Source organism: Variovorax sp. Varisp41 (assembly GCF_047325085.1).
In the GTDB taxonomy this organism is placed as follows: Bacteria; Pseudomonadota; Gammaproteobacteria; order Burkholderiales; family Burkholderiaceae_C; genus Variovorax.
On the sequence record NZ_CP168540.1, the window covers coordinates 4542073 to 4554713 of the forward strand.

Below are 12641 nucleotides of genomic sequence, written 5' to 3' on the forward strand. Positions count from 1 at the left end.
ACGCCATGAAACACATCCGTTCCATCCTCAGCCTGGCCTGCCTCGCCACGCTGGCCGCAACTGCCGGCGCCCAGCAGGGTTTCCGTTCCGGCGGCGGCATCACCGACATCATGCGCACCGGTCCGCGCCTGGCACCGCCGGCCGCCCGGCCCGCCGCGCCCGCCGCGCCGGTGCAGCGCGCGGCCGAGTTCATCGTCGCGCTGGTCAACTCCGAGCCGATCACCAACACCGAGGTCCTGACCCGCGTGCAGCGGCTGATCCAGGAGAACCCCGACGCCGAGCGCGTGCCGCGTCCCGAACTCGCGCGGCTGGTGCTCGAGCGGCTGATCTCCGAGCGCGCGCAACTGCAGCTCGCCAAGGAAACCGGCATCAAGGTCGACGAGATCGCGGTCGACCAGGCCGAGCAGACCGTCGCGCGCCAGAACCAGCTGACGTTGCCCGAGCTGCGCCAGCGCGTGGCCGCCGAAGGCATCAGCCAGCAGGCCTTCCGCAACGACCTGCGCGACCAGCTCATGCTCACGCGCCTGCGCGGCCGCGAAGTCGATTCGAAGGTCAAGGTCAGCGACGCGGAAGCCGACCAGTTCCTGCAGGACCAGCGCAACAGCGGCGGCAAGGGCGATCCGTCCATGCTGAACCTCAACCTCGCGCAATTGCTGGTGGCCGTGCCCGAGAACGCCACCGAGGCGCAGGTGGCGCAGGCGCAGCAGAAGGCCCAGGGCCTCGCGCAGCGCGCGCGTTCCGGCGAGGACTTCGCCAAGCTGGTGCAGACCAGTTCCGACGCGCCCGACCGCGCCAATGGCGGCGCGCTCGGCATGCGCACGGCCGACCGCTATCCGCCGCTGTTCGTCGAGGCCGTCCAGTCCACGGCCGTGGGCGGCATCGTCGGGCCGGTGCGCTCGGGCGCGGGCTTCCACGTCGTCAAGGTGATCGCCAAGGAGCAGATCGGCTCGGCCGACGCCGTGGTCACGCAGACCCATGCGCGCCACATCCTGCTGCAGAACGACCCCAAGCGCACCACCGAGCAGGCGGTGGCGCAGCTGGCCGAGTTCAAGCGGCGCATCGAGGCCAGCGGCGGCACGGTCGACTTCGCCAGCCTGGCGCGCGACAACTCGCAGGACGGCAGCGCCAAGGACGGCGGCGACCTCGGCTGGGCGCGCCCGGGCATGTTCGTGCCCGAGTTCGAGGAGGCCATGAATCGCCTCGCCCCGGGCCAGATCAGCGATCCGGTGGTGTCGCGCTTCGGCGTCCACCTGATCCAGGTGCTCGAGCGCCGCAACGTCAAGCCGAGCCAGGACGAGCAGCGCGAAGCCGCGCGTGCCGTGCTGCGCGACCAGCGCACCGAGGAAGCCTTCAACACCTGGGCGCAGGAAGTGCGCGCGCGCGCCTACGTCGAGTTCCGCGACCCGCCGCAGTCCTGATCGACACACGATGGCGCACATTCCCAGGAAGCGCTTCGGCCAGCACTTCCTGTCCGACGGCGGCATCATCGACGCGATCGTGCGCGAGATCGCGCCGCAGCCCGGCGACCCGATGGTCGAGATCGGCCCCGGCCTCGCGGCGCTCACGCAGCCGCTGGTCGAGCGGCTCGGCCGGCTCACCGTCATCGAGCTCGACCGCGATCTCGCCAAGCGGCTGCGCAGCCACCCGCAGCTCGAGGTGGTCGAGTCCGACGTGCTCAAGGTCGACTTCGCGGCGCTCGCGGCGAAGGTGCCCACCACCGCGCTGCGCGTGGTCGGCAACCTGCCCTACAACATCTCCACGCCGATCCTCTTCCACCTGCTGGGCTATGCCCACCTGGTGGCCGACCAGCACTTCATGCTGCAAAAGGAAGTGATCGACCGCATGGTGGCGCGGCCCGCCACCTCGGACTACGGCCGGCTGAGCGTGATGCTGCAGTGGCGCTACGCGATGGAGAACGTGCTGTTCGTGCCACCCGAGAGCTTCGATCCGCCGCCGCGCGTCGACAGCGCCGTGGTGCGCATGGTGCCGCTGGCCGCGCCGCCGGCGGTCGATGCGAAGCGGCTCGAGGAGATCGTGCAGGTCGCGTTCAGCCAGCGCCGCAAGCTGCTGCGCCATACGCTGGGCCGGTGGCTCGACGAGCACGGTTTCGCCGGCGAATTCGACACGCAGCGGCGGGCCGAGGAAGTGCCGGTCGAGGCATACGTGGCGCTGGCGCAGACGCCGGGGCTCGGTTGAGCAGGCGGCATGGAAACGAAAAAAACCCGTCGATGACGGGTTTTTTCATGCGCTGCCGGAACGCGTCCGGCGAACTCTTTCTTAAGCCGCGGCGAGCCAGTAACCCGCGTTGAACGGGCTGCTCATGCGCAAGGCGAGCGGCGAGACATCGACGAGCTTGTCGGTCGGCATTTTTTCGCCGGTCGGTTCGTCGGTCGCGGTGGCGGTCACCGCGGGGGTGACGGTGGCCGGGTCGATCTGGATGCCATCGAGGGTTGCCGCACCGGTCGGCTGGGCCTCGTTCGCCCGTTCTGCTTGGCTGGTTTGTGCAGAACGGGCTACAGAAAAGAATAGAAGCACCGGAAGGGCACCTTGCGGTCGCCCCAGTAGTCCGACGCGTCGCGGAAGATGTCGAGCAGCTGCTCGCGCGCTTCCTTGTCGAACTTGCCGTTGGCCGGGATCTGCTCGAGCACGATCACGAAACCGGGCTGCGGGCCCGATTTATGCAACGGGTCGGTCATGCAGTCGTACAGCGCGTCGAAGTTCTTGCCGAAGTGCGCCGGAAAGGTGAACTGCTGGGCGATCAGGTCGAGCACGTCCTGCTTCGTCTGCGCGTTGCCCAGGTTGGCATACAGGAAGTGCTGGCCTGCTGCGTTGGCGGCGTCCTGCAGGTCGCTCACGCGGAACGCGCGGATCGATTGCACGATGTTCGGGCGTACGCCACGAAGGGATAAAGTCATCTCCGCTGGTCTTTCCATAGTCATCATCATTTCTTCGGGGCGCTTCGGTGCACCGCTCAAATCGTTGTCGTCGCCGCTCATGGCTTGATCCGTCTGAAACTCGCGTAATGGTCCGCCGTGTACCAGCAGGCCTCGGGTGCCGTGCGCTGCTCGCCGCCGCAGACGATGCGCCGGGCGCCGCGATCGCGCGATCCGGGCGTGGTCACCGTGTACTCGCGATAGTGGCCGCGCCGGGCCGGGGGCAGGAGCCGCTCGCGATTGCCGAACACCGAGCCGTCCTTGTCGTACCGGAAGGGACCGCCGTTCAGGATGGCTTCGTAGGTACGCTGGCCTTGCGCCGGCAGTTCGGCCAGCGCAATCGTTTCCTGGGCGGTGGAATTCCCGGCGCCGAACCATCCGCGGGCCTCGGCCCCCGTCGTCGCCAGCGCCGCCAGCATGAAGCCGGTGAGCGCAAACTTAGCGACAGAGGACGTGATCGAGGCGCAAGACGCCATCGCCATAAAGAGGCACCACAAGAAAAGAGCGGGGGGGTTCGGATCGGCGATCAACCTTGGGGTTAACCCGCAAATCCAAGCCCGCGAGTGTGCACCACGCTGGCGAAAATAGCAAGCGACTGCCCAAAGTTTGAGCAGTATCGAGGACTTGACAGGGACGCCATAAGTTGGCGTCCACTCTCGAAAAAATGCTTGCTAAAGCTTAACGTTCTGCGTTGGCGTCGGCCACTGTGAGTGCCGTCATGTTCACAATGCGCCGCACCGTGGCGCTCGCCGTGAGAATGTGCACAGGTTTGGCCGCTCCGAGCAGCACCGGGCCGATCGCGATGTTGCCGCCGGCCGCCGTCTTGAGCAGGTTGTAGGAAATGTTGGCGGCGTCGATGTTCGGGAAAACCAGCAGGTTGGCGTCGCCGGCCAGCGCGCTGTGCGGCATGACCACCGCGCGCTGCTTGCTGTCGAGCGCCACGTCGCCGTGCATTTCGCCGTCGACCTCGAGCCAGGGCGCCTGCACGCGCAGCAGGTCGAGCGTGCGGCGCATCTTCAGCGCGCTGGGCTCGTTGCTGGTGCCGAAATTCGAGTGCGACAGCAGCGCCGCCTTGGGCTTGAGGCCGAAGCGCATCATCTCCTCGGCCGCCATGGTCGTGATCTCGGCGAGTTCCTCGGGCGTCGGGTCGTAGTTGACGTGGGTGTCGACCAGGAACACCTGGCGCTCGGGCAGCAGCAGGCCGTTCATGCAGGCGTACACCGGCACGTCCTGCGGGGTGCTGGCGCAGCCGCCGGGCCGTTTGCCGATCACCTGGTCGATGTAGTGCAGGTGGATCAGCGTGGTGCCCCAGGTGCCGCAGATCATGCCGTCGACCTCGCCCTTGTGCAGCAGCATCGCGCCGATCAGCGTGAGGCGGCGGCGCATCTCGATCTTGGCGACCTGCACCGTGATGCCCTTGCGCTCGGTCATGCGGTGGTAGGTCTGCCAGAAGTCGCGGTAGCGGTGGTCCTGCTCGACGTTGACCACGTCGTAGTCGAGCTCTTCCTTCAGGCGCAGGCCGAACTTCTCGATGCGCTGGGCGATGATGGCCGGGCGGCCGATCAGCGTCGGGCGCGCGATGCCTTCGTCGACCACGATCTGGGCGGCGCGCAGCACGCGTTCTTCCTCGCCCTCGCAGTAGGCCACGCGCTTCTTCGGCGCGCGCTTGGCGGCGTCGAAGATCGGCTTCATGGTGGTGCCAGAGGCATAGACGAAGCTCTGCAGCTTGTCGCGGTAGGCGTCCATGTCCTTGATCGGACGCAGCGCCACGCCGCTTTCCTCGGCCGCCTTGGCCACGGCCGGCGCGATCTTCATCATCAGGCGCGGGTCGAAGGGCTTCGGGATCAGGTATTCGGGGCCGAACGACAGCTTCTCGCCGACGTAGGCGGCCGCCACGCGCTCGCTCTGTTCGGCCTGGGCCAGCTCGGCGATGGCATGCACCGCGGCGATCTCCATCTCGTCGGTGATCGTGGTCGCGCCCGAGTCGAGCGCGCCGCGGAAGATGTACGGGAAGCACAGGACGTTGTTGACCTGGTTCGGGTAATCGGTGCGGCCGGTGGCCATGATGATGTCGTCGCGCACCGTGCGCGCGTCTTCGGGCGTGATTTCCGGATTCGGATTGGCCAGCGCGAAGATCACCGGGCGCGTCGCCATCTTGGCGACCATCGCGGGCTTGAGCACGCCGCCGGCCGAGAGGCCCAGGAACACGTCGGCGCCCTCGATCACCTCGGCCAGCGAGCGCGCCGTGGTGTTCTGCATGTATTGGCGCTTGTCGTCGTCCATCAGCTCGGTGCGGCCTTCGTAGACCACGCCGGCCAGGTCGGTCACGAACACGTTCTCGCGCTTGAGGCCGACCTTGAGCAGCAGGTTCAGGCAGGCCAGCGCCGCGGCGCCCGCGCCCGAGGTCACGAGCTTCACGTCGGCGATGTTCTTGCCGGCCACCTTCAGGCCGTTGAGCATGGCCGCGGCCACGGTGATCGCCGTGCCGTGCTGGTCGTCGTGGAAGACCGGGATCTTCATGCGCTTGCGCAGCTCGCGCTCGACGTAGAAGCAGTCGGGCGCCTTGATGTCCTCGAGGTTGATCGCGCCGAAGGTGGGCTCGAGCGCGGCGATCACGTCCACCAGCTTCGCCGGGTCCTTCTCGTCGATCTCGATGTCGAACACGTCGACGCCGGCGAACTTCTTGAACAGGACGCCCTTGCCTTCCATCACCGGCTTGGAAGCCAGCGGGCCGATGTCGCCCAGGCCCAGCACCGCGGTGCCGTTGCTGATGACCGCCACCAGGTTGCCGCGCGCGGTGTACTTGAAGGCGTTGGCCGGGTCCTTGACGATCTCCTCGCAGGGCGCTGCCACGCCGGGCGAATAGGCCAGCGACAGGTCGCGCTGGTTGACCATCTGCTTGGTCGCGGCGATCGAGATCTTCCCGGGGACCGGAAGCTCGTGGTACTCGAGGGCGGCACGTCGAAGTTCGGCGCGTTTGTCTTCGGGCGAGGGAGTCGAGGATGACGAAGGGGTCGTGTCGGACATGTGCCGTAGCTCCTGAGGCGCTTCTTCTGGGGGCGCCGATTGTAGACCTCGGACGGTGACGGACTATGACGCCTGGCCAGGGTGCAGCCATGACCAAAATGACCAAAAGCACGGGTCTGCGGTCAAGTCGGTGTGGCAATATGCCAAGTCCGCACAAAAACCCTCTAGAGGAGCGCAGCCATGGCCCTGATGGATTTCATCAAGAAACAGTTCATCGACATCATCCAGTGGACCGAGTCCGGCGATGGCACGCTGGCCTGGCGCTTCCCGATGGCGGAGATGGAAATCCAGAACGGTGCCTCGCTGACCGTGCGCGAGTCGCAGGTCGCGGTGTTCGTCAACGAAGGCCAGGTGGCCGACGTGTTCGGTCCCGGCATGTACAAGCTCACCACGCAGACGCTGCCGGTGCTGACGTACCTGAAGAACTGGGACAAGCTCTTCGAGTCCCCCTTCAAGAGCGACGTCTACTTCTTCAGCACGCGCCAGCAGGTCGACCAGAAGTGGGGCACGCCGCAGCCGATCACCATCCGCGACAAGGACTTCGGCGCCGTGCGCCTGCGCGCCTTCGGCAACTACTCGTTCCGCATCGGCGACGCCAAGCTGTTCCACACCGAGATCTCGGGCACGCGCGACACCTACACCGTGGCCGACCTCGACGGCCAGCTGCGCGGCCTGGTGCTGCAGAACATCAGCAACGCCATCGCCTCGAGCGGCGTGCCCTTCCTCGACCTCGCCGCCAACCAGATCCAGTTCGCGCAGGCGCTGGCGGCCCAGCTGGTGCCCGAGTTCGCCAAGATCGGCATCAAGCTCGAGAACATCACGGTCCAGAACGTCTCGCTGCCCGAGGAACTGCAGAAGATCCTCGACCAGAAGATCGGCATGGGCATGGTCGGCAACGACGTGGGCAAGTTCATGCAGTACCAGACGGCGCAGGCGATCCCCAAGTTCGCCGAGGGTGCCGCCAACGGCGGCGGCATCGCGGGCGACGCGATGGGCCTGGGCGCCGGCGTGGCGCTCGGCCAGGTGCTGGCGCAGAACCTCGCGCAGGGCCTGAGCCCGAACGCGGCGGCGCAGGCGGCCGCGACCCAGCAGCAGCCGGCGGTGGCGGTGGTGAATCCCAACGACGTGATGACCACGCTCGAGAAGCTCGGCGAACTCAAGACCAAGGGCATCCTGACCCAGGAAGAGTTCGACGCCAAGAAGGCCGAACTGCTCAAGAAGCTGGTCTGACCCGGCGCTATGTTCTGTATAGCGCCTGACGCCCGCTCGACGGGCGTGAGAGGCATGATCGGCTGGAAGAATGCTGCGGGCCTCGAGCCCGCGCGTGCGCGCCATGGCTGAGGAAGCCGGCGGCACCCAGCGCTACTACCGCGCGCCCTGCCCCGGCTGCGGCGCGCCGGTCGAGTTCCGATCGGCCCAGTCGACCCATGCGGTCTGCCCCTACTGCCAGAGCACGGTCGTGCGCCAGGGCGACACGCTCGCGCGCACCGGCAAGATGGCCGAGCTGTTCGACGACTTCAGCCCGCTGCAGCTGTTCGCCGCGGGCCGGATCCAGGACAAGCCCTTCACCATCGTCGGCCGGCTCCAGTACAAGTACGCCGGCGGCCGCTGGACCGAGTGGATCGCGGCCCTCGACGGCGACCGCACCGGCGTGCTCAGCGAGGACAACGGGGCCTACGTCTTCTCGCTGCCCTTCGAACTGCAGCGCACGGCGCCGGCCGCGGCCGACCTGCGCGTGGGCGCCACCAGCGCCTTCAACGGCCAGAGCTACACCGTCGCCTCGAACGAAGAGGTGACGCTGGTCTCGGCGCAGGGCGAACTGCCGCACCTGCCCGAGCTCGGCCGGCCGTTCCAGGTGGTCGAGCTGCGCAACGACAAGGGCCTGGTGCTGAGCCTGGACTACGGTTCGCAGCCGCCCACGGCCTCGCTGGGCCGCTCGGTCGATCTCGAATCGCTGCAGCTCACGGGCCTGCGCGAGGATTCGGCTAAGGACGAGAAGGGCCGCAGCTTCAACTGCCCCAACTGCGGCTCGCCGGTCACGCTCAACCTGGCCGACAGCAAGAGCGTCACCTGCCGCTCGTGCAACAGCATCATCGACCTCACGCAGGGCATCGGCGGCGAGCTCAAGCACGCGGCGCAGAACGAGCCGGTGCGCCCGCTGATCGCGCTGGGCAGCATCGGCCAGCTGCAGGGTGCCCAGTGGCAGGTGGTGGGCTTCCAGCACCGCATGGGCAGCGAGCCAGGCGACGACGAGCAGTTCGGCTGGGACGAGTACCTGCTCTACAACAAGAAGCGCGGCTTCAGCTTCCTGGTCGATGCCGAGGACGGCTGGAGCATGGTGCGTCCCACCACCGGCGCGCCGGTGATGGCCGAGAACGGCAGCACCGCCACCTACCTCGGCAAGCGCTACCAGCAGCAGTACGCCTACAACGCCGAGACCACCTACGTGGCCGGCGAGTTCTACTGGCAGGTCGAGCGCGGGCAGAAGACCTTCAACCGCGACTTCGCGGTCGGCGGCGCCCTGCTGTCGATGGAGCGCTCGGTCAACGAGCTCACCTGGTCCTCGGGCAGCAAGATCGACAGCGGCGCGGTCGCCACGGCCTTCAAGCTCGACGCCAAGAAGGACCTGTTCGAGCGCTCCGACGCGTCGCCGGTCAGCGCGGCCTCGGGGCTGGGCTGCGGCACCATCGTGGTGATCGCGATCGTGATCATCGTGCTGCTCATCATCCTGAGCACCTGCAGCAGCAGCGGTTCGAGCGGCGGCTACCGCAGCTCGGGCGGCTCCTACGGCGGCTCGTCGAGCGGCGGCGGCCACAAATGACGAAGATCGCATGGCCGCTACCGATTCATCGACTGATAGATACGACTGGAGGTCCCCATGGGATTTGAATGGCTGAAACCTGGCGTGGTCCTCGGATCGCTCGTGTACGCGCTGATCGGCGTGGTGATCTTCTGGGTCTGCTTCCTGATCATCGACAAGATCACGCCCTATGACCTGTGGGGCGAGATCGTCGAGAAGCAGAACGTGGCGCTGGGCCTGGTGGTCGCCGCCATGAGCCTGGGCATCAGCATCATCGTCGCCGCCGCCATCCATTGAGCGAAGAGCAGGCCCTGTCCGCGCGCCCGGCCGATGCGCGCGGGCCGCAGCCCGTCGAGATCGCGCTGCTCGCCAGCGTCTTCGTGGTCGCCGCCTGCGGCCTGGTCTACGAACTCAGCGCGGCGGCGCTCAGCTCCTACCTGCTGGGCGACTCGGTGCTGCAGTTCAGCACCATCATCGGCACCTACCTGTTCGCGATGGGCGTGGGCTCGTGGCTGTCGCGCTACTTCGACCGCCAGCTGCCGGCCCACTTCCTGCGCATCGAGCTGATGGTGGCGCTGATCGGCGGCGCGCTGCCGGCGGTGCTGTTCCTCGCCAACGCCTACGCGCCGGGCGCGTTCCGGCTGCTGCTGTACGGGCTGGTGATCGTGGTGGGCACGCTGGTCGGGCTCGAGATCCCGCTGGTGATGCGCATCCTGCGGCGCAATGTGGCGCTCAAGAACCTGGTGTCGCAGGTGCTGACCTTCGACTACCTCGGCGCGCTCGCCGTGTCGGTGGCCTTCCCGCTGATCCTGGTGCCGCAGCTCGGCATGATCCGCACCGGCCTGCTGTTCGGCTTCATGAACGCGGCGGTGGCGGTGTGGGCGCTCTGGCTGTTCCGCCACGAGCTGCGGCGCGTGGGCGCGCATGCGCTCGCCTGCTTCCTGTCGCTGGCGGCGCTGCTGGGCGGCTTCATCGGTGCCGACCACATCACCACGCTGGCCGAGGACAAGTTCTACCAGGACCGCATCGTCTTCAGCGCCACCTCGCCCTACCAGCGCATCGTGGTCACGCGCGGGCTGCTCGGGCACCGGCTGTTCCTCAACGGCAACCTGCAGTTCGCCGAGCGCGACGAGTACCGCTACCACGAGGCGCTGGTGCACCCCGTGATGGCCGCGCATGGCGCGCCCAAGAAGGTGGCGGTGCTCGGCGGCGGCGACGGCATGGCGGTGCGCGAGGTGCTCAAGTACCCCTCGGTGGAGTCGGTCACGCTGGTCGAGCTCGATCCGAACATGACGAAACTGTTCACCGACCACGAGACGCTGGCCGCGCTCAACGGCCATTCGCTGTCGTCGCCGAAGCTCAAGATCGTCAACACCGATGCCTTCCAGTGGCTGCAGCAGCGCGGTGACGACGACCTGTTCGACGTGATCGTGGTCGACTTTCCCGATCCCACCAACTTCGCGATCGGCAAGCTCTACACCAACAGCTTCTACGCGCTGCTCGACAAGCGCCTCGCGGCCAGCGGCTACGCGGTGATCCAGACCACCTCGCCGCTGGTGGCGCGCAAGAGCTTCTGGACCGTGGCGCAGACGGTCGAGTCGGTGGGCCTGACCGCGACGCCCTATCACGTGCACGTGCCGAGCTTCGGCGAATGGGGCTTCATCATCGCGAGCCATCGGCCCTACCGGAAGCCCGATGCGCTGCCCGCGGGCCTGCGCTTCCTGTCCGCGCCCACGCTGCCGCTGATGTTCGACTTCCCGCTCGACATGGCGCGCGTGCCGGCCGAGGTCAACCGGCTCTCCAACCAGGTCCTCGTCACCACCTACGAACAGGAGTGGGGCAAGGTCATGGCACATTAAATGGTCCTCCCCCAGGCTGCGCGGCACTGCGTGCCGCTTCGCCAACCCCCTCACCGGGGGCGACACCAGTGGCCCGGCAAAGCCGGTTCCACGGTGTCTCCCGAACAGGCCGCGCTACGCGGGCCCTTGGCAGACCGCAGGCCGGGTGCAGGTTGTTGGCTCGGCGAGGTGATGGCGACATGGGCATGAGGCGGCGCGGCTTCCTCGGCACGGTCGGCGCCGCCGGTGCGCTCGCGCTCGCCGGCTGCGATGCGCCGCCACCCATCGAAGGCGGCTTCACCGGGATCGACATGGCGCGCGGCCACGCGATGCGCGACGGCACGCTGAAGCCGCGCGCGCCCGCGAGCACGCGCAAGACCCGCGTGCTGATCGCCGGCGGCGGCGTCGCAGGGCTCGCGGCGGCGCGCGCGCTGCGCCTCGCGGGCATCGACGACTTCGCGCTGCTCGAACTCGAGGACAGCGCGGGCGGCAATGCGCGCGGCGGCATGGTCAACGGCATCGCCTGCCCGCTCGGCGCGCACTACCTGCCGGTGCCCGGCGACGATGCGCGCGAGGTGCAGGACCTGCTCGAGGAACTGGGCCTGCGCCGGCGCGTGGCCGGCCGCTGGGAATACGACGAGCGCACGCTGTGCCACAGCCCGCAGGAGCGGCTGTTCTTCCACGGCGAGTGGCAGGACGGCCTGCTGCCGGTGCATGGCGTGGACGCCGGCACGCAGGCGCAGTACCGCCGCTTCGCGCAGCGCATCGACGCGCTCCAGCATGCGGCCCACTTCGCCATTCCCACGCTCAAGGTCGCGGTCACGCCCGAGCTGCTGGCGCTCGATGCGCAGGCCTTCTCGGCCTGGCTCGACCGCGAGGGCCTGAGCGATCCGCACCTGCGCTGGTACCTCGACTACTGCTGTCGCGACGACTACGGAGCGGGCATCGAGCAGGTCTCGGCCTGGGCCGGCATCCACTACTTCGCGAGCCGGCACGGTTTCCACGCGCCCGGCGATCCGTCGGGCAGCGCCAACGACACCAACCCCGAGCGCGACGGCGTGCTGACCTGGCCCGAAGGCAACGGCTGGCTCACGAAGCAGCTGGCCAAGCCACTGGGCGAACGGCTGCGCACGGGCCAGGTGGTCGTGCGCATCGCCGAGGTGCGCGGCGGCGTCGAGGTCGATGCCTGGGATGCGGCCTCGCAATCGCTGGTGCGCTGGCAGGCCGAGCGCTGCATCGTCGCGCTGCCGGTGTTCGTCGCCGCGCGCGTGGTCGAGAACGCGCCCGCGGTGCTCGTGCATGCCGCCGCCCACGTGCGCCATGCGCCCTGGCTGGTGGCCAACGTGCACCTGCGCGGCCCGCTGATCGACCGCCCCGGCGCCGCGCCGAGCTGGGACAACGTGGTCTACGGCACGCGCGGCCTCGGCTATGTCGATGCGCGCCACCAGACGCTCGACCCCACGCCGCGCGGCACCGTGCTGAGCTGGTACCGGCCGCTGGGCCCGAGCCGCTACGACGAGGGCGACGGCCGCCGCCTGCTGCTCGAGCGGCCCTGGACCGGCTGGCGCGACGACCTGCTGGCCGAGCTCTCGGTGCCGCACCCCGACCTGCCCGCGCTGGCCACGCGCATCGAGATCACGCGCTACGGTCACGCGATGGCCATTCCACGGCCCGGCCTGCTGGCGCAGATCGGTTCGCAGCGCACCGCGCCCGACGATGCGCACCGCGGCAGCGTGATCGCGGGCCGGCTGTCGTTCGCGCATGCCGACTGGTCGGGCTATTCGATCTTCGAGGAGGCCTTCACGCGCGGGCATGTGGCGGGAGCGAGTCTGGGATGAGGACGCTGGTGCTCGAAGGCTTCGGCAACTTCGGCGCGCGCGTCGGCCGCCCGGCCGACGACGAGCGCCTGCTGCGTCTGAGCCTCGTCCCGGTGAACAGGCAGGGTCGCCAGGCCTGAACCGTCCCGGGATGCGCGCCCGTGCGGTTTTCACGCAGACTTCACACACGCCGCGATTGCTTCACAGACAGCCTGGAGACTGCCAG

The 12641-nt window shown here is 68.3% G+C and carries 12 protein-coding genes; 8 read left to right on the top strand and 4 right to left on the bottom strand.

Annotated elements, in window-relative coordinates:
* Window positions 1–5: 5 nt before the first annotated feature.
* Together ACEN9J_RS20980 and rsmA are read left to right on the top strand one after the other, a co-directional pair.
* Complete coding sequence (locus ACEN9J_RS20980; RefSeq protein WP_413761961.1) at window positions 6–1418, top strand: peptidylprolyl isomerase; 1413 nt, start codon at window positions 6–8, stop codon at window positions 1416–1418.
* A 10-nt stretch (window positions 1419–1428) separates the two neighbouring features.
* Window positions 1429–2196, top strand: coding sequence for a 16S rRNA (adenine(1518)-N(6)/adenine(1519)-N(6))-dimethyltransferase RsmA (rsmA, locus tag ACEN9J_RS20985; RefSeq protein WP_057593272.1), 768 nt, complete (start codon window positions 1429–1431; stop codon window positions 2194–2196).
* Window positions 2197–2277: 81 nt separating this feature from the next.
* Here rsmA and ACEN9J_RS20990 read toward each other — a convergent pair whose 3' ends face one another.
* The 4 genes from ACEN9J_RS20990 to ACEN9J_RS21005 form a co-directional block, all read right to left on the bottom strand.
* The gene (locus tag ACEN9J_RS20990) at window positions 2278–2535 is read right to left on the bottom strand and encodes a hypothetical protein (RefSeq protein ID WP_172705478.1); all 258 of its coding nucleotides are present in this window, start codon (window positions 2533–2535) and stop codon (window positions 2278–2280) included.
* Window positions 2514–2939, bottom strand: a complete 426-nt coding sequence (locus tag ACEN9J_RS20995) for a barstar family protein (RefSeq protein WP_172705479.1) — start codon at window positions 2937–2939, stop codon at window positions 2514–2516. The genes ACEN9J_RS20990 and ACEN9J_RS20995 overlap by 22 nt, the downstream gene beginning before the upstream one ends.
* 53 nt (window positions 2940–2992) lie before the next feature.
* A complete protein-coding gene (locus ACEN9J_RS21000) occupies window positions 2993–3409 on the bottom strand; it encodes a ribonuclease domain-containing protein (protein WP_057593285.1) in 417 nt (138 codons plus the stop codon).
* A 202-nt stretch (window positions 3410–3611) separates the two neighbouring features.
* Complete coding sequence (locus ACEN9J_RS21005) at window positions 3612–5960, bottom strand: NADP-dependent malic enzyme (RefSeq protein WP_057593271.1); 2349 nt, start codon at window positions 5958–5960, stop codon at window positions 3612–3614.
* A 180-nt stretch (window positions 5961–6140) separates the two neighbouring features.
* Here ACEN9J_RS21005 and ACEN9J_RS21010 point away from each other — a divergent pair, with 180 nt between their 5' ends.
* From ACEN9J_RS21010 to ACEN9J_RS21035, 6 genes are all read left to right on the top strand, one after another.
* Entirely contained in the window at window positions 6141–7190 is a 1050-nt protein-coding gene (locus tag ACEN9J_RS21010) for an SPFH domain-containing protein (RefSeq protein WP_413761962.1), read from the top strand.
* Window positions 7191–7293: 103 nt separating this feature from the next.
* Complete coding sequence (locus tag ACEN9J_RS21015; protein WP_057593284.1) at window positions 7294–8781, top strand: DUF4178 domain-containing protein; 1488 nt, start codon at window positions 7294–7296, stop codon at window positions 8779–8781.
* Between the two features lie 57 nt (window positions 8782–8838).
* Complete coding sequence (locus ACEN9J_RS21020; protein ID WP_057593269.1) at window positions 8839–9057, top strand: DUF350 domain-containing protein; 219 nt, start codon at window positions 8839–8841, stop codon at window positions 9055–9057.
* Complete coding sequence (locus tag ACEN9J_RS21025) at window positions 9054–10619, top strand: polyamine aminopropyltransferase (RefSeq protein WP_412179415.1); 1566 nt, start codon at window positions 9054–9056, stop codon at window positions 10617–10619. The genes ACEN9J_RS21020 and ACEN9J_RS21025 overlap by 4 nt, the downstream gene beginning before the upstream one ends.
* A 185-nt stretch (window positions 10620–10804) precedes the next feature.
* Window positions 10805–12436 (top strand): FAD-dependent oxidoreductase, encoded by a 1632-nt coding sequence (locus ACEN9J_RS21030; protein ID WP_413764586.1) that lies wholly within the window; start codon window positions 10805–10807, stop codon window positions 12434–12436.
* Window positions 12433–12555: a hypothetical protein gene (locus tag ACEN9J_RS21035; protein WP_296735040.1), complete on the top strand. Its 123-nt coding sequence runs from the start codon at window positions 12433–12435 to the stop codon at window positions 12553–12555. The genes ACEN9J_RS21030 and ACEN9J_RS21035 overlap by 4 nt, the downstream gene beginning before the upstream one ends.
* The last annotated feature ends 86 nt before the right edge of the window (window positions 12556–12641 follow it).